The sequence below is a fragment of the Pseudomonas sp. WS 5071 genome (genome assembly GCF_012985765.1).
GTDB classification, from domain to species: Bacteria; Pseudomonadota; Gammaproteobacteria; order Pseudomonadales; family Pseudomonadaceae; genus Aquipseudomonas; species Aquipseudomonas lundensis_A.
The window spans coordinates 59,687-76,681 of the sequence record NZ_JAAQWY010000029.1; the positions used below are offsets into that span (position 1 = coordinate 59,687).

Below are 16,995 nucleotides of genomic sequence, written 5' to 3' on the forward strand. Positions count from 1 at the left end.
GTTGCGGAATGTGTAAAAGCTACAGCAGAGCGTTAACCGGGATGAAATGAAGCATAGCCGTTGGGGCCCAAAGGCTCGACCCGCAGTTCGTCGTCTAGACGAATGATCCCGCTTTCTATAACCCTTGCGGTAATGCCCCCATGACCGCGTACCGCCTGGAATGTGCCAGCACCGAGCCGCAGCTCTAGCCGTGCACACGGCTGGCACCAACCGGTGGTCTCGAATATCGCGCGCCCGATGCGGAAGCGTCGGCCTTTGAGGCTGAACAGATTGATCCCGCTGACCACGATATTGCGCCGCAAATCCTGAGGTAAAACGGGGTTTTCGGCGGGGCGCCCCAGCAAGGCGTTGATCACCGCCAAGTGTTCCCACTGAATCAAGGTAACTTGCCGCGCATTGCGCGCACCGGGCCGGGCATGATCGCCGGTCAGTCCGGCTTCGCGACGCGCTTCCACTGCATCGAGTACCACCAGGTCGGCGCGAGATTGCGGGCGCACGCCAATCCAGCGTACGCGCCCGGTTTGCGGTACTTCAGCAATCAACGCCTGCAAAGGACTCACAGGCTGATCCCGACATCGAAAATAATGCTGCGTCCCAAATTGCTGCGCAGAAAGTCTGGAGCGTGCGGCTGTGCAAACAACACCCTGGCAAACGTCGGGCCTACCAGCGACAGTGAGCGCCAGCCCATGCGCAGGTACTCGGTAGGCGGCGGAAAGTGGCTATTGAGATCCAGTACTTCGCGCTTGAGGCTGGAAAACGCAATGATGTCCAACTGCCCCAGATCAATGTCGCGCTCACGGTAATTGGTGGCTTTTTTGTGCAGTGTCGGCCCCAGCCGTTGCAGCAGTTTGCTGGCCGGAATGCGTTTAGGGCGAGCTTCACGGCGCACGAGCTGGCTCAGGGAGTAGGCATTGCGCCGCCGCTGCAACTCGTCGCGCCATTCATCACTGAGGCGTCGTCCTTCGTCGAGCACAAAAAACACCTCAAACCGCGCATCGCGAAACAGCACGTCAGGCGGTTCCTGATCGGGCTGTGTGAAATCCTGCGTGTGGTAGCTGATGTTCAAGCCTTGCAGCAGGCGCTGGCAAACCCAACGCTCACGCTCCCACTTGCGGGCATTGGACAAAAAGGCATTGGCTTGCTCGGCCTGTATGGTTAACAGGCGTAAATAATCAGAGTCATCCATAGGCGCAGCTTAGCCTCGAAACAGGTGTGACTGGAAGTGCGGGTGTAGACTGAGCCGCATGACAAACACGGGCATCTGGCAGGGAGGGTGGAGCGGTGTGCTTGAGCAATGTTAAGTGGGGGGTGCACGCATGATTGCGGCCGAGGTTTTATCCACGCCAACGATGGTGATGGGCTGGTTGCTTTACGTGCCTGTCGTGCTTTGGGCAGTCCTGCGGGCGCCGTGGGTCGAATTGTTTGCCGACACGCGGCGCCAGCATTTGCTGTTTGGTACGGTGTTCGCGCTATTTTTACTGTGGCTGGTTCGCCGCGACTTTGACACCGGCGTTTCATATCACTTCATCGGCCTGACAGTCGTCACTTTGCTATTGGATTGGCCGCTTGCCATTATCGGTGCGCTCATGACACAAGTGGGGTTGGTGCTCCTGGGGCGACAGGATTTGGCCGCCATGGGCGTCAATGGCGTGCTGTTGATTCTATTGCCGATTGCCGTCACCGAGGCCTGCGCGCACCTGGTCGAGCGTGCGCAACCGCGCAATCCGTTTGTGTACATTTTTTGCTCAGGTTTTTTTGCAGCAGCACTGGCGGCCTTGCTGTGTCTGCTGGCGGGGCTAGGCGTGCTATGGCTGGATGGCCTGTTTGTCATGCCGCAATGGCTGGAGGATTTTATCGGTTACCTATGGCTGATCATCTTCCCCGAGGCCTTTATCAACGGGATGCTGGTGACGGCGCTGGTGGTGTTTTGCCCGGAGTGGCTGGAAACCTTCAACCGCACTCGCTACCTCGCGGCACCGTGGAAGGATGACGAACCCAAAAATTAACGTGTTGCCGCGAGGCCGCGAGCGTGTCGATTGAACCGCTCGCAGCCTGGCGCAGCGGCTACGCGGGGGATGAATCAATGAATACGCGGCGCCAGCTCTTCTGAAAACATATCCTCTTCTGCATCCGGGCTGACCGGAATTTTGTGTTCTTCACTGGCCCATGCGCCCAGGTCGATGAGTTTGCAACGGTCCGAGCAGAAAGGCCGGAACGCACTGGCAGCGGTCCATTCCACGGCAGTGCCGCACGTCGGGCAGTCTACGGTCATTGGTTTGGTCATGATTGGCCTCCACGCAAAGTTAAATAGTAGTGATGCAAGCGCTCGACTTCAGTCTGTAACGCCTTCAAATCGTTGTCGTTGACCAGCACATCATGGGCATGGCGCAGGCGTTCTTCACGGCTGGCCTGTACTTTGAGAATGGCCCGGACTTGCTCTTCGCTGGTGTTGTCGCGCAACAAGGTTCGCTGAATTTGCAGTGCTTGGGGAGCATCAATGACCAGCACGCGCTGGGTGGTCGCGTACTGCCCGGATTCGACCAGTAATGGCGATACCAAGATCGCATAGGGTGATGTCGCCTGAGCCAGGTTCTGAGCGATCTCATCGCGGATCAACGGGTGAAGCAAAGCCTCCAGCCACAGCCGCTGCTGTGGGTCGGCAAAGATCAATTTGCGCAAGGCGCCGCGATCAAGATGCCCGTCGGCTTGCAACACGTCGGCACCAAAGTGCTCTGCGATTTTATCCAGCGCCGGGCGGCCCGGTTCGACCACCCAGCGCGCGGCATGGTCGGCATCCACGACATGAATGCCCAGCGCAGCAAAGTGATCGGCTGCCGCGCTTTTGCCGCTGCCGATACCGCCGGTCAGGCCCAGAATCCAGGGTTTGGAAGATGCGGTATTCATTTCAGGTCGCAAGTTGCCAATAGAAAGCGGTCATTTGACCACCCCAGAGCAATGCAATCCACCCGGCGATGGCCAGATAGGGGGCAAACGGGATGGCCGTTGCGCGATGAGCGCGGCGCATCAGCAGCAAACTCACACCTACCAGAGCCCCGACCAGCGATGACAGCAGGATCGTTAACGGCAACACCGATACGCCACCCCAGGCTCCAAACAGTGCCAATAGCTTGAAATCTCCGTGACCCATGCCGTCCTTGCCGGTGATTAATTTGAACAACCAGAACACCGACCATAGGCTCAGGTAACCCAAGGCTGCCCCCCAAACGGCCTGCGACAGGCTGGTGAACAGCTCGAAGCTGTTGAGCAGCAGGCCCAGCCACAGCAACGGCAATACCAGCACATCGGGCACGATTTGATGGCGGGCGTCGATCAGGCAAATGGCAATCAGGCCCCAGCTCAGCAACAGCACCCAGCCAGCCTGGGGGCTTAAGCCAAAATGCCAGGCCACAAAGCCGGACACGAGGCCGCAAGCCAGTTCGGTCAGGGGGTAGCGAGGGCTGATGGCGGTTTTGCACTGCGAGCACTTGCCGCGCAGGAGTGCATAACTGAGCAGCGGGATGTTCTCCCAGGGACGCAAGCGGTGTTGGCATTCTGGGCAATGAGAGGCGGGCAGCCACAGGTTGTACGTCGTTTTACTGTTCGCGGCGGGAAGCTCTAGCACTTCACGTGCCTGAGCCTGCCAGTCCTGTTCCAGCATTTTTGGCAAGCGCCAGACCAGTACGTTCAGGAAACTGCCGACCAACAGGCCCAGCAACAAGGCACACCCGAAAAACGCAGCGGGGTGGACGCTCAAAAAATCGATCATGCTCAAATCACTTGGCCCAGTTTGAAAATAGGTAAATACATGGCAATGACCAGACCGCCTACCACAATCCCCAGTACTACCATGATTGCGGGCTCCATCAGCGTTGTCAGGTTATCGACGAGGTTGTCGACCTCGCTCTCATAATAGGTGGCTACGTGATTGAGCATGCTGTCCAATGTGCCTGACTCTTCGCCAATGGCTGTCATCTGAATCGCCATGCCCGGGAATACGCCACTGCTAGCCATGGCAACATGGATCTGTGTGCCCGTGGCGACGTGTTGCTTGAGCCGTAGCACGGCTTCTTTCAGCACGCTGTTGCCGGTCGCGCCTGCGACTGAATCCAGCGCTTCGAGCAGTGGCACACCGGCCGCCAGGGTGGTGGAAAGGGTGCGGGCAAAACGTGCAATCGCTGACAGTTGTAACAACTGCCCGGTGACAGGGACTTTCAGCAGCAGGGCGTCCAAGCGATGGCGCAGGGTGGCTGAGGCTCTGTAGTAATGATGGATGATGGCCGCAGCGCATGCGGTGCCCAGTAAAAGCCAAAGCCCGTGGCGTTGCAATGCCTCTGACAAGCCAATGACCCACAACGTAAACACGGGCAGTTGCGCGTTGAACGAAGCAAACACAGCCTGAAACTGCGGCACCACTTTTATCAACAGAATGCCGCTGACCAGCACTGCCACCAGCAATACGGCGATGGGGTATGTCATGGCTTTTTTGATTTTCTTTTTTAAGACTTCGGACTTTTCTTTGTAGGTCGCGATACGTTGCAGCATCACATCCAGCGCACCTGCTTGCTCCCCGGCCTCCACCAGATTGCAGAACAGTGTGTCGAAGTGATTCGGTTTCTTACGCAGCGCCGCGGTGAGGCTGTTTCCGGCAGCGATGTCCTGTGTCAATTCGATGATCAGTTGGCGCATGGCGCACTGCTCGAACCCTTTGCCAATCACCTCCAACGCTTGCAAAAGAGGGACGCCCGACTGGATCAACGTCGCCAGTTGGCGACTGAACAGGGTGATGTCTGACGCACTGACCGACCTGCCGGAGCGACTGCGCGAGGTACGTTGTCGCCTAATGGTGCGCACACTGATCCCTTGGCGCCGCAGTTGGGCGCGAAGCTCGGCGTGCCCTTTGGCATTGAGTTCCCCGGTGTGAGTGGCGCCGTTGGCATCCTTGCCTTCCCAACGATATCTATACGTGTCGGCCATGATTTCGTCCTTGAGCATAGGCGCGTTCAGTTGCGCCGTGCGTGTCAAAGACTAGACAGCGCCAGAGGCGCGACTTGAGCCAGTGCATGTCCAAAGGTGTCAAACGCTGTTGTTCAGAAGCTTCTGACAACGATCCTTGGTAGCCTGTGCGCACTTTTTTTGGCGGCCCGGCGCTGACAGCGCATTCGATCACCGGACCGCGTCTTAATGTTTTGGAGGCCGCACATGAAACAACAAAAGGGCATTACCTTGATTGAGCTGATGATCGTGGTAGCGATCATCGGTCTGATCGCGTCTTTCGCATTGCCTGCTTATAACGACCACACCATGAAAGCGCGCTTTGCTGAAGTGAACACGCTCGGCAACAGCTACAAAACTGCCGTTGCGTTGTGCTTCAGTGAAACCAATGATCTGGCCCAGTGTGATGCGGGTACCCATGGCATTCCCGGCCCCGCAGATGCGACAGACAACCTTGCCGCCGGTATGACCGTGATAGATGGTGTGATCACCATGACCGGCACCCAGGCGGCTGGCGGCTGGACCAGCGTCATGGTTCCGGCCTTGAGTGGTGCTGGCAATGCGCTGGTCTGGACCCAAAGCGGCACGTGTTTGACCAGCGGTGCCTGCAAATAGCCACGAATTGCCCGTTTTCATTGGCAGTGATAGTTTTGCTGCCATCGCCGGTGTAGCTCAGTCGGTAGAGCAGCGCACTCGTAACGCGAAGGTCGCAGGTTCGATTCCTGTCTCCGGCACCATTTAATAAAACGCCCTGTTTTAGCAGGGCGTTTTTTATGGGGGCACGTTTGCCCGTGAGGGCCGCCAGGGGCGACCTGATCGGCGGTCAACATTGACGTCCGAAAATGGCGAGATTCACCAAAAGGCCGGTGCTATTGTGCGGGCCATGAACACACACGACTCGCCCGACACCTCGCTTACTCCTTCCACCGCAGCCTGCGAAATCGCTCGGTTGAGTCGCGATGCGCGGTTTGACGGCGTGTTTTTTACGGCCGTGCTTACCACGCGTATCTACTGCCGTCCCGTGTGCCCGGCTCGTGCCCCCAAAGCCGAGAACGTTGTGTATTACGCCAGCGCCGCTGCTGCCCAGGCTCAAGGTTTTCGCCCTTGTTTGCGCTGCCGTCCCGAGCTGGCGCCGGGCAATCTGTTGTGGTTGCACGGCGAACATTTGGTGACGCGTGCCCTGACGCTGATCAACGAAGGTTTTTTAGCCGAACACTCGCTGGAGGCGTTAGCCGAGCGCCTGAGTGTGGGGGCGCGGCAGCTGCGGCGCTTGTTCGTGAAATACCTGGGGGCGCCGCCCGTCGCGGTGCATGCTACCCAACGGCTGTTGTTTGCCAAACAACTGCTGACCGAAACGGCATTGTCGATCACTGACGTCGCCCTGGCCTCGGGATTTGGCAGCGTGCGGCGTTTCAATTCAGCGTTTGCCGAGGCCAACCATGCCGAGCCTCGTGCGTTCAGGCGCAGCCCTGCCATTCAGGCTGACGCGCCCATGGTGTTGCGTCTTGGCTATCGGCCGCCGTACGACTTCAAAGCTGTGCTGGGTTTCCTGTTCAATCGCGCGTTGCCCGGTATCGAGTATGTGGACGCCCAGCGTTATCAGCGGGTATTTGGCCCACCGCAATCGCCTGGCTGGCTGCGGGTCAGCGCCGCGCCGGCAGGGCAACATGCCTTGCGCCTTGAGTTGTACAACGTCGCACCCGCTCACTTGCTTAACGTGGTGACACGCATTCGGCGCATGTTTGATCTGGATGCCGACCCTCAGGCAATTGCTCAAACCCTCGGCGCCAGCCCGCAACTCGCTCCGCTGATCGAGCGCTATCCGGGCCTGCGTTTGCCTGGCGGCTGGGACGGCTTCGAAGTGGCCGTGCGGGCAGTGTTGGGGCAGCAAGTGAGCGTGGCAGCCGCGCGCACTTTGGCCACTCGCATCGTGCAACGGTTTGGAACGCCGATTGAAATGCAGGGCGCAACGGGGCTCAATCGCCTGTTTCCCGCCCCAGAGCAACTGGCCGACGCCAACCTGGACCAAATGGGCATCACGCAGGCGCGTATTAATACGATCCGGGGGATTGCCCGCGCGCTAATGGAGGGGCGTGTGGCGTTTGCCGTTGAGCAGCCGCTGGAAACTTTCATCAGCCAGTGGGTGCAACTGCCGGGCATTGGCGAATGGACGGCGCATTACATTGCCATGCGCGTGCTCAAACACCCGGATGCGTTTCCTGCAGCTGATCTGATTCTGCGCCGTCAGGCTAACCCTGACGGCGCTCCATTGAGTACACGAGCCCTGCAATTGCAGGCCGAAAGCTGGCGCCCATGGCGAGCTTATTCAGTGATGTATTTATGGCGCGCAGCCACCGATTCGGCTGCGGCCCGGAGGGTTCAACCATGACGCTGATTTACTACGCGCAAATGCCGTCGCCCATTGGTCCGCTGTTTTTAGTGGCTGACGATGAAGGCCTGCGAGAAGTGCGCTTCGCCTCTGAGCGCCGGGCGCATTCTCCGGAGCAAGGCTGGCTGCATTCGCCGCAAAAGCTGGCGGAAGTGCGTCGACAGTTGGAGGCGTATTTTGCAGGCGAACGCCATACCTTTGATTTGCCGCTCACGCCGCAAGGTACGCCGTTTCAGCAGATGGTGTGGCAGGCGCTCACCACCATCCCTTTTGCCATGACCACCAGTTACGGCCGGTTATCGCAGCAGATCCAGCGTCCCACCGCATCGCGGGCGGTGGGCGCAGCCAATGGCCGCAATCCGATTCCGATTATCATCCCGTGTCACCGTGTGATCGGCAGTAACGGCAAATTGACGGGTTTCGCCGGCGGGCTCGCGGCCAAGCAGTGGTTGCTGGAGCATGAGCTGGCGCATCAGCCTTTCGCTTTGACCTGATACGCCACAGCCGCTGGCGCCTTACAAACTCAAACGCATCGACAGGTCGACCGCCTTGACATCCTTGGTCATGGCGCCAATCGAAATGTAGTCCACACCCGTTTGGGCAATGGGCAGCAACGTGCTTTCATTGATCCCGCCGCTGGCTTCAAGCTTGGCTTTGCCCGCGTTCAGGCGCACGGCCTCGCGCATGTCATCCAGGCTCAACTCGTCGAGCATGATGATGTCAGCGCCCGCGGCCAGTGCTTCTCTGAGTTCGCCCAGGCTCTCGACCTCGATCTCCACCGGTTTGCCGGGCGCGATTTTGTGCGCGGCGTCGATGGCCTGACTGATGCCACCGCAGGCAGCGATGTGGTTTTCTTTGATCAGGAACGCGTCGTACAGACCGATACGATGGTTATGACAGCCGCCGCAGGTCACGGCGTATTTTTGCGCCAGGCGTAAACCCGGCAGGGTTTTGCGGGTGTCGAGCAGTTTGACCTGTGTCTCGGCCACATGGTCGGCCAGATGGCGGGCGTGGGTCGCGACACCCGACAGCATCTGCAGGAAGTTCAACGCACTGCGCTCGCCACTGAGCAGAGAGCGGGCCGGGCCTTCGAGGTGAAACAGCACTTGATTGGGGCTGACGCGTTCGCGATCGCCCACTTGCCAGTGCACGGCAACACGAGGATCCAGTTGACGGAACACGGCGTCCACCCACGCGGTGCCACTGATCACGGCGGCATCGCGGGTGATGATCGTGGCTTTGGCCAGGCGTTCTGCCGGAATCAACCGCGCAGTGATGTCGCCGCTTCCAATGTCTTCGGCAAGCGCACGGCGTACGTTGGCTTCGATCTCGGCGGTGAGATCGGCCAGATGTAAATTCGGCATAACGAACTCCACAAACAAAGTGCGTCGATTATAGGGCCATGCCGCGAGCGAACCCAAGGCGCCGCGCTGCACTGCGGGTAAAAGGTTGTGACTGTGCGGTTTTTGGCATTAAGAAATTTTTTTTGTCCGTTTGGTAAATGATTTGCCAAGTCAGGTAGCACAAGGCGCGTCTTTTGCAAGATAATCGGCGCCTTGTAATTGGCGTCATAGCTTTGACAGGCCATTAAGTCCTAATTTCTGATATTCCGGCGAGCGCGTTATGGGCTGGCCGGTTTCTGTTTGCGAGCGTCAAAAGTGGCTTTGTCCCTTGCACGCCACGCAAGCGACACATCGTTCCAGGAGGCTTGGATGCATCATGACGGGAAAGTGGGAGCTGCCCACAAGGCGACGGCTGAACAGGCGACTCATTCGCCGCTGGCTCGCCTGCCTGTCATTTTGCTCCAGGTCCATGACAAGGCCGCTCAGCAGCTCAAAAATGGCCTGCAAGTGCTGTTCGACAACACCGATGAAGCCCTGTTTGCCATGGCTGACAACGCCCGGAGTGATGCCGAGCAAAGCCTTTTTTTTGAAGCAATGCGCGATGTCCGGCTCAAGCGCAAACACATCGAACGTGGCTTCCTTGACCGTTTTTTTGACGCGTTTATTCGCCTGACCCAGCCCGATGTCAGTGAGTGCACCCTGCATGGCGCCGCGCCCGTCGAGGGGACCTTCTCTCTATTGTCCAATGACCTTGAGCGCACGCAGGTCATTAATGCGATGGTGGCGCAGGTCATGACACGTGACCAACTGGCCCTTTGCCAATTGACCCAGCGCCTTGCAACCCTCTGCACCATGTCGCTGGATGAGCACAGCAATCCGTTGGGCCCGGCCATGCTGTGTGAGTACTTTTTGCAAGCCGAGCGTGAGCAGGGCATGGACCTCAAGGTCAAGCTGATCATGTTGCAACTGTTCGAAACCTACTTGCTTAGCCACACCGGCCAGCTGTATGCCGACGCCAATCAACTGCTGATTGCCACGGGTGTTCTGCCTTCTCTGTCTGACAACGATGCCTGTTGCGGGGCCACGTCCCAGGACACACCGCCGCCCGCGCACGTGCAAGAAGCGCAGAGTCTGGTCGGGCTTCTGTTTGAGTACATCGCTCAGGATCGAAATGTTTCACCGGCGCTGAAAAGTCAGATTGCTTTGTTGCAGGAGCCGTTGCGCAAGATTGCGCAGCGGGATCAGAACTTTTTCAGCTGCGACACCCATGCGGCCCGGCGATTGTTGAATGTCATCGCCGCAGCGGCCATTGGTTGGGACGTGCGTACCGATGAGCACAGCGATCCGCTGTTCCGTCAGATTGAACACGTCGTTCAACAACTCGCGTCATATTCGGGAGATAACCCCGCGCTGCTGGACTCGTTGCTGCACGAGTTTTTGGTCTTTACGCAAGCCGAGCGTGGCCGAATTGAACTGTTGGAGCAGCGCACGCGCGATGCTGAACACGCGCGTCTGAAAACACCTGATAAAACGTGCGATAAAGCACTCGCCACCTCTCAAACCATCGATGAGCAAGACCATCTGGGCCTGCTATTGGTCAGCCAGTTGCGGTTGGGGACGTGGATCGAATTGCAGGAAAACGAAGAGTTTCGCCTGCGTTGCAAGCTGATTGCCATTCTGGAGCCGGGGGGTAAACATATTTTCGTTAACCGCACCGGCTTGAAAGTCCTGGAACAAAGCCGCACCGATTTGATCGCTCAACTGCGCAGCGGCAAGGTCTTGCTCCTGGATGACCGCTTGCTCTTCGACCGCGCGCTGGAATCGGTGATCGGCAGCTTGCACCAGCGCCACGCGCAATAGCCCCTGCGACACTGACGCCACAGATAGCTGCCAATTGGAGCGCGCATCGCGGCATACTGCGCCTTTGGTTTTTCAACGCACAAGGAGCCTTTATGCAGCTGGACCCCGCGAGCGGTTGGTGCGATGGCGTGCACCGTTGCCCGTCGCCCAACTTCAATGAGCGCCCTGGTGGTGAAGTCTCCCTGTTGGTGATCCACAACATCAGCTTGCCCCCGGGGCAGTTTGCGACGGGCAAGGTCCAGGCATTTTTTCAGAACCGACTGGACGTTACAGAGCATCCGTACTTTGAAAGTATCAAGGCGTTACGCGTCAGCGCGCATTTTTTGATTGAACGCGACGGCCAGATCACGCAGTTTGTGTCGTGCCTGGACCGCGCCTGGCATGCGGGTATTTCCAGCTTTGAAGGGCGTGAGGCGTGCAATGACTTTTCGCTGGGCATCGAACTTGAAGGCACGGACGACCAACCTTTCACCGATGCGCAGTATCAGGCACTGATTGCCTTGACCCGGCAACTGCAACAGCATTACCCGCAGATTACCCCTCAACGAATATGTGGCCACAGTGACGTGGCGCCGGGACGCAAGACGGATCCGGGACCTTGCTTTGATTGGGTGCGTTTTCGCCGTGAGCTGCCGAACACAGGAGAGAAACAATGAGTTTTGTGGTGCTACTGCTGGCGATCCTGATCGAAAAATTTTCGGCCTTGCGTCAGCGTCTTCAGCGCGACAGCGGCTGGGTTCGAGAGCTTAACAAGCTTGAAGCTTCGGCCCGTCTGGCCAGCCGGCCGTGGTGGGTATTGGTCATTCTTATCCTGCTGCCAGTCATTCTGCTCGGCCTGCTGCTGGTGGTACTGGATCCTGTGGCGTATGGCTTGCTGGCCTTGCCGGTGCATGTGCTGGTGTTGGTGTTCAGCCTGGGCCGCGGGGATGTGCTGGCAGGGCTCGGGCCGTTCCGCGATGCGTGGCGCCGGGGTGATTTGCAAGCGGCCGCCCATGTGGCCCAGCGCGACATTGGCGTTTGCGCCGACACGGGCGAGCAATTGTTGGAGAACGTCCAGGGGCATCTGCTGTGGCAGGCCTATCAAAGTTTTTTTGCCGTGATTTTCTGGTACTTCCTGCTGGGCCCGGTGGCTGCGTTGAGTTATCGCTTGCTGGCACTGGCGGTTGAGCATGGCAAAAACCCGGAATTGGTTGAGCGCGCCCAGCAACTGCGGCATGCCTTCGACTGGCTACCGGTACGCCTGCTGGCGGCGAGCTTTGCACTGGTGGGCAACTTTGCCGCGGTCAGCCGCGTGATGCTGCATGAGCTGTTGAGCTGGGAAATCAGCGCGGCCCAATTGATCGACAAAGCCGGGTGCGCAGCGGCAGAAATTCCGCCACCGCAGACCGGGCCGGAGGGCGTTTCCAGCCTGGATGCTTTGTGGGAGTTATTGCTGCGCTCTGCGTTGCTCTGGTATGCCGGTTTTGCTGTGTGGACGCTGTTGCTCTGAATGAATGTGCCTCGACGCACTCTGTTACAGGAGTGCGTTTACCATTCAAACACTGAGCACGCATTGGCCGTACTGGCTTCGGCCAGTCGCTGCGCGCTGATGTTCATCACCCCGGCCAGCGCTTCACAAATGGCGGGCAGGTGTTCTGGGCTATTGCGCTGGTTGGCGAACATGACCGGCGCCATGTCGGGCGAGTCGGTTTCCAGCACGACAGCGTCCAGCGGCAAGTCAGCCAGTACCCTGCGCAAACGCAGGGCCTGCGGCCATGTAGCGGCGCCACCCAAGCCCAGTTTGAAACCCAGCTTGATGTATTCGCGCGCTTCCTCGCGGCTGCCCGCAAAGGCATGAATAATCCCGCCGCGTTGCAACTTGACGCGTTTGAGGGTGGCAATGACGTGCGCGTGGCTGCGGCGCACGTGCAATAACGCCGGGAGCCGGAAGTCAGCCGCCAGTTCCAGTTGGGCTTCAAACAATGACTGCTGACGTTCGCGGTCCAGCGCCGGCAGGAAGTAGTCGAGGCCGATTTCGCCCACCGCACACACTTGTCGCTGCCCGGCCAGCCGGCTTAGCCATTGCCCGAGTTCGGTGATGTGCTCGGGGCGATGGGCATCGAGATACACCGGGTGTAGCCCGAATGCGGCATACAACTGGCTGTCGGTTTGCACCAGATCCCACACCCGCTGCCAATTACACTGATCAACCCCCAGCACCACCATGCGCTCGACACCCAGCGCGCGACTGCGCGCCAGCAGTGGCGTGCGGTCGGCATCGAACGCCGGGAAGTCGAGGTGCGTGTGTGTGTCGATCAGTTGCATGCTCAGGCCTGATGGATACGCTGCTTGAATCGACGCGCGATGGCATGAATGCCGGGCGCGTAATGCTGTTCTTCGATGGCTGCCAGGGCGAGGTTGAGCGCGGTTTCGGCAATCACTTGATGCTGTTGACCCATGGCGTTGACCGGCAACGGCAGGAAGTCCAGCAATTGCGTGTCACCAAAGGTCGCCAGGCGCGCAGGGGCCTTGTGTTCCGGGTGATCGAGCAAGGCGTCAAACATGCCTTGCAGCAGCACGTAGGATGTCGTTACCAACGCGTCGGGGAAATGCCCCAGACGGGCCAGCAACTCATCAATGATGCGTCGGCCGCATTCGCGGCTGAAGGCCGTCCCGTGCTCAATCAGCACGTCACCCTCAAACCCTTGCAGCGCTTGTTTGAATCCAGCCGCACGGGCCTGGCTAACGCTCAGCTCGGGGCGTGCACCGATCAGCGCGATCTGGCGCGGCATCGGCTGCAACAGGCTGCGGGTCAGGGCCATGCTGGCTTCGCGGTCATCGCTGATGACCGAGCAAAAGCGGTCCGATGGCAATGTCCGGTCGATCGCGATGATCGGCATGCCCAGATCCTGTAGCTGACGGTAGCTGTCGTCTTCTTCAGGCAAGCAACTGGCCACAAACAGCGCATCGCAACGGCGCGCACGGAACAGCTTGAGCAACTGGCGCTCACTGTCGGGCGCGTCGTCAGAGCTGGCGATCAGCAATTGATAGCCCCGGGCCCGGGCGCCTTGTTCAAGTTGCTTGGCAATGCGCGCGTAACTCGGGTTTTCGAGGTCGGGCAGGATGAAACCCAGGGTTCTGCTGTGACGACTGCGCAATCCCGCGGCTTGCGGGTTGGGCGTAAAGCCATGTTCTTCCACCACGGCGCGCACCCGTTCCACGGTCGTGCTGCTGATGCGTTGCTGTTCAGCCTTGCCATTGATGACATAGCTGGCGGTGGTCACGGAAACACCTGCCAGTTGAGCGATATCGCTGAGCTTCACGCCGATAATTCCTTATTTTTTGTAGTACATGCCGACATTCTGGCCAATCCTACCCGATAAAGGCAGCGACCATCGTCTGCCTTATCGCTACTGTATTTTTTTGACGCATCGTCCGCATGACGCTGATCAATGCGACAGGTTGGGCTTCAAGCGCGGACGATTATGCAGTAACGTGCCGCACATTCATGATTAAACGTTTCAGCAAGCCTGTTTAAACGACGTAAGCCCAGGCTGATGTGCTTGCCACACATCCAGTGACACACTTGGGGGCGAGCGGCCTAAGCTGACTTAATTCAAAACAATACCGGGCACCACGGAGTGCCAGGAAAGGAGAACGCATGCTCGAGCTCACCATAGAGCAGATATCCATGGGCCAGACGGCTGTGGATAAGTCTGCGGCGTTGCAATTACTCGCCGATAAGCTGGTCGCTGATGGCTTGGTGGCCGAAGGCTATCTGGACGGTTTGCGAGCGCGTGAAGCTCAAGGTTCCACTTTTCTGGGTCAGGGGATTGCCATTCCCCATGGCACACCTGAAACCCGCGACCTGGTGTTCACCACCGGTGTGCGCTTGTTGCAGTTCCCCGAAGGCGTGGACTGGGGCGACGGGCAAATGGTGTATTTGGCCATCGGCATTGCCGCCAAGTCCGACGAGCACCTGCGTTTGCTGCAATTGTTGACCCGTGCCTTGGGCGAAACCGATCTGGGCGAAGCCTTGAGGCGCGCCAGTTCGGCTGAAGCCCTGCTCAAGCTGCTGCAAGGGGCGCCGCAGGAGTTGGCGCTCGACGCGCAAATGATTGGCTTGGGCGTCTCGGCTGACGACTTTGAAGAGTTGGTCTGGCGCGGCGCCCGTTTACTGCGACAGGCTGAATGCGTCGATAACGGCTTTGCGGCCGTGTTGCAGCAAGTTGAAGCACTGCCGCTGGGTGATGGCCTGTGGTGGCTGCACAGTGAACAAATGGTCAAGCGCCCGGGGCTGGCCTTCGTCACGCCCGATAAACCGATCCGCTACCTTGGCCAGCCACTGAGCGGGCTGTTCTGCCTCGCCAGCCTTGGGGAGGCGCACCAGGCGTTGCTGGAGAGGCTGTGCGCCCTGTTGATCGAGGGGCGTGGTCACGAATTGGGCAGTGCCACCAGCCGCCGTGCGGTGCTTGAAGTGTTGGGCGGTGAATTGCCCGCTGACTGGCCGAGTGCGCGCATCACGCTGGCGAATGCACATGGGCTGCATGCGCGCCCGGCGAAAGTGCTCGCGCAGTTGGCCAAACGTTTTGAGGGCGAGATTCGCGTCAGCATCGTGGGTGGCCAAGAATCGCCTGTGTCGGCCAAAAGTTTAAGCAAGCTGTTGAGTCTGGGTGCCCGTCGTGGCCAGGTGCTGGAGTTTGTGGCTGAACCGGGCATTGCCAGCGTCGCGCTGCCTGCGATGTTGGCGGCCATTGAAGAAGGGCTGGGCGAAGAAGTCGAACCCTTGCCAGCCATAAACGACGTACCCGCCCCCGTGGCGGACGTGGCGGTAGTCATCACCGCCCCGGCGCCCGGCAGTGTGATCAACGCCATCCCGGCCGCGCCCGGCATTGCCATCGGGCCTGCGCACATTCATGTGCTGCCACGCCTTGATTACCCGTTGCGCGGCGAATCCTCCGTGGTTGAACGCGAGCGGTTACAACACGCGCTGACCGAGGTGCGTCAGGACATCGAAGGGCTGATTCAACGCAGCCCGTCCAAAGCCATCCGCGAGATTTTCATTACCCATCAGGAAATGCTCGACGACCCCGAGCTCACGGATGACGTCGACAACCGCCTCAAGCAAGGCGAAAGCGCGGAAGCGGCGTGGATGTCGGTGATTGAAGCGGCGGCGCGTCAGCAAGAAGCGCTGCAAGATGCCTTGCTGGCCGAACGTGCAGCTGACTTACGCGACATTGGGCGCCGCGTGCTGGCGCAGTTGTGTGGTATCGGAACCCCACCCGAACCCGATCAGCCCTACGTATTGGTGATGGATGAAGTCGGCCCTTCTGACGTGGCGCGGCTTGACCCGGCGCGGGTGGCGGGCATTCTGACTGCCCGCGGTGGCGCGACGGCCCACAGTGCCATCGTTGCCCGTGCCCTGGGTATCCCGGCGCTGGTCGGCGCAGGTGAAGCTGTGTTGCTGCTGGCGTCGGGCACGCACCTGTTGATCGATGGTCAGCGTGGACGTCTGCATGTCGCACCTGACGCCGAGACCCTGCACCGCGCAACCCAGGAGCGTGACAGCCGCGATCAGCGTTTGCAGGCCGCCAGCGCGTTGCGTCATGAACCTGCCGTGACCCGTGACGGGCACCCGGTGGAAGTGTTTGCCAATATCGGTGAAAGCAAAGGTGTGGCCAGTGCCGTCGAGCAGGGCGCTGAAGGCATCGGTCTGCTGCGCACCGAGCTGATTTTCATGGCCCACTCCCAGGCCCCGGATGAAGCCACTCAGGAAGCTGAATACCGCCGGGTGCTCGATGGCCTTAACGGTCGCCCGCTGGTGGTGCGTACGCTGGACGTGGGTGGCGATAAACCGCTGCCGTACTGGCCGATTGATAAGGAAGAAAACCCGTTTTTGGGCGTGCGCGGCATTCGTCTCACCTTGCAGCGCCCGCACGTGATGGAAAGCCAGTTGCGCGCCCTGTTGCGCTCGGCCGACAACCGCCCGCTGCGCATCATGTTCCCGATGGTCGGCAGCGTGGCCGAATGGCGTGCTGCCCGCGACATGACCGAGCGCTTGCGTCAGGAAATCCCGGTCGCTGACCTGCAACTGGGGATCATGATCGAAGTACCGTCTGCCGCATTGCTGGCGCCGGTGCTGGCCAAAGAAGTGGATTTCTTCAGCGTCGGCACCAACGACCTGACGCAATACACGCTGGCCATCGACCGCGGCCACCCGACCTTGTCGGCGCAGGCCGACGGTTTGCACCCGGCCGTGTTGCAACTGATCGACATCACCGTGCGTGCCGCCCATGCCCATGGCAAGTGTATGGACCGGGGACATAGCGAACACAATGTTCGGAGACATCGCGAACACTTTTAATAGGACACATTGACCCCTTAGGAGGTGTGATGTGTCCTGGAAAGAGGTGTCCGCCATGGATCTTCGTC

The 16,995-nt window shown here is 59.4% G+C and carries 16 protein-coding genes, 1 tRNA gene and 1 pseudogene; 9 read left to right on the forward strand and 9 right to left on the reverse strand.

Annotated features, from left to right (window positions below; all coding sequences use genetic code 11):
- Window positions 1-32: 32 nt before the first annotated feature.
- Both HBN61_RS17490 and HBN61_RS17495 read right to left on the reverse strand, forming a co-directional pair.
- A complete protein-coding gene (locus tag HBN61_RS17490) occupies window positions 33-560 on the reverse strand; it encodes an MOSC domain-containing protein (protein WP_169964057.1) in 528 nt (175 codons plus the stop codon).
- Entirely contained in the window at window positions 557-1,186 is a 630-nt protein-coding gene (locus HBN61_RS17495) for a DUF1780 domain-containing protein (RefSeq protein ID WP_094994986.1), read from the reverse strand. The genes HBN61_RS17490 and HBN61_RS17495 overlap by 4 nt, the downstream gene beginning before the upstream one ends.
- 130 nt (window positions 1,187-1,316) lie before the next feature.
- On the opposite strand from HBN61_RS17495, the gene HBN61_RS17500 reads away from it, so the two are divergent.
- Window positions 1,317-2,006: an energy-coupling factor ABC transporter permease gene (locus HBN61_RS17500; protein WP_170047371.1), complete on the forward strand. Its 690-nt coding sequence runs from the start codon at window positions 1,317-1,319 to the stop codon at window positions 2,004-2,006.
- Window positions 2,007-2,080: 74 nt separating this feature from the next.
- Here the strand turns inward: HBN61_RS17500 and yacG are convergent, their stop codons facing one another.
- From yacG to HBN61_RS17520, 4 genes are read right to left on the reverse strand one after another with little or no spacing between them, the layout of a single operon-like run.
- Entirely contained in the window at window positions 2,081-2,284 is a 204-nt protein-coding gene (gene yacG, locus HBN61_RS17505) for a DNA gyrase inhibitor YacG (RefSeq protein ID WP_094994988.1), read from the reverse strand.
- Window positions 2,281-2,904, reverse strand: a complete 624-nt coding sequence (gene coaE, locus HBN61_RS17510) for a dephospho-CoA kinase (RefSeq protein ID WP_170047373.1) — start codon at window positions 2,902-2,904, stop codon at window positions 2,281-2,283. Before coaE ends, yacG begins: the two co-directional genes overlap by 4 nt.
- Before the next feature lies 1 nt (window position 2,905).
- Entirely contained in the window at window positions 2,906-3,766 is an 861-nt protein-coding gene (locus HBN61_RS17515) for a prepilin peptidase (protein WP_275942195.1), read from the reverse strand.
- Window positions 3,767-3,768: 2 nt separating this feature from the next.
- On the reverse strand, window positions 3,769-4,974 hold the full coding sequence (locus HBN61_RS17520; protein ID WP_170047376.1) for a type II secretion system F family protein: 1,206 nt from the start codon (window positions 4,972-4,974) through the stop codon (window positions 3,769-3,771).
- Window positions 4,975-5,199: 225 nt separating this feature from the next.
- On the opposite strand from HBN61_RS17520, the gene HBN61_RS17525 reads away from it, so the two are divergent.
- The 4 genes from HBN61_RS17525 (at window position 5,200) to HBN61_RS17540 (ending at window position 7,875) form a co-directional block, all read left to right on the forward strand.
- Window positions 5,200-5,607, forward strand: coding sequence for a pilin (locus HBN61_RS17525; protein WP_094994991.1), 408 nt, complete (start codon window positions 5,200-5,202; stop codon window positions 5,605-5,607).
- 46 nt (window positions 5,608-5,653) lie between these two features.
- Window positions 5,654-5,729: transfer RNA gene (locus HBN61_RS17530), tRNA-Thr, on the forward strand.
- A 146-nt stretch (window positions 5,730-5,875) separates the two neighbouring features.
- Complete coding sequence (locus HBN61_RS17535; RefSeq protein ID WP_170047378.1) at window positions 5,876-7,381, forward strand: DNA-3-methyladenine glycosylase 2 family protein; 1,506 nt, start codon at window positions 5,876-5,878, stop codon at window positions 7,379-7,381.
- A complete protein-coding gene (locus HBN61_RS17540; protein WP_275941101.1) occupies window positions 7,378-7,875 on the forward strand; it encodes a methylated-DNA--[protein]-cysteine S-methyltransferase in 498 nt (165 codons plus the stop codon). Before HBN61_RS17535 ends, HBN61_RS17540 begins: the two co-directional genes overlap by 4 nt.
- A 21-nt stretch (window positions 7,876-7,896) precedes the next feature.
- Here HBN61_RS17540 and nadC read toward each other — a convergent pair whose 3' ends face one another.
- On the reverse strand, window positions 7,897-8,745 hold the full coding sequence (nadC, locus tag HBN61_RS17545) for a carboxylating nicotinate-nucleotide diphosphorylase (protein WP_170047380.1): 849 nt from the start codon (window positions 8,743-8,745) through the stop codon (window positions 7,897-7,899).
- 348 nt (window positions 8,746-9,093) lie between these two features.
- On the opposite strand from nadC, the gene HBN61_RS17550 reads away from it, so the two are divergent.
- The 3 genes from HBN61_RS17550 (at window position 9,094) to ampE (ending at window position 12,073) form a co-directional block, all read left to right on the forward strand.
- Complete coding sequence (locus HBN61_RS17550) at window positions 9,094-10,584, forward strand: DUF1631 family protein (RefSeq protein WP_170047382.1); 1,491 nt, start codon at window positions 9,094-9,096, stop codon at window positions 10,582-10,584.
- Between the two features lie 92 nt (window positions 10,585-10,676).
- On the forward strand, window positions 10,677-11,240 hold the full coding sequence (gene ampD, locus HBN61_RS17555; protein WP_169964065.1) for a 1,6-anhydro-N-acetylmuramyl-L-alanine amidase AmpD: 564 nt from the start codon (window positions 10,677-10,679) through the stop codon (window positions 11,238-11,240).
- Window positions 11,237-12,073, forward strand: a complete 837-nt coding sequence (ampE, locus tag HBN61_RS17560) for a regulatory signaling modulator protein AmpE (protein WP_094994997.1) — start codon at window positions 11,237-11,239, stop codon at window positions 12,071-12,073. Before ampD ends, ampE begins: the two co-directional genes overlap by 4 nt.
- 38 nt (window positions 12,074-12,111) lie before the next feature.
- On the opposite strand, the gene HBN61_RS17565 is transcribed toward ampE, so the two are convergent.
- Window positions 12,112-12,888, reverse strand: a complete 777-nt coding sequence (locus HBN61_RS17565) for a TatD family hydrolase (protein ID WP_169964067.1) — start codon at window positions 12,886-12,888, stop codon at window positions 12,112-12,114.
- A 2-nt stretch (window positions 12,889-12,890) separates the two neighbouring features.
- On the reverse strand, window positions 12,891-13,886 hold the full coding sequence (cra, locus tag HBN61_RS17570; RefSeq protein ID WP_094994999.1) for a catabolite repressor/activator: 996 nt from the start codon (window positions 13,884-13,886) through the stop codon (window positions 12,891-12,893).
- A gap of 338 nt (window positions 13,887-14,224) precedes the next feature.
- Between cra and ptsP the strand changes: the two are divergent.
- Window positions 14,225-16,870 (forward strand): annotated as a pseudogene (gene ptsP, locus HBN61_RS17575) (phosphoenolpyruvate--protein phosphotransferase); the annotation flags it as partial.
- Window positions 16,871-16,995 lie beyond the last annotated feature (125 nt).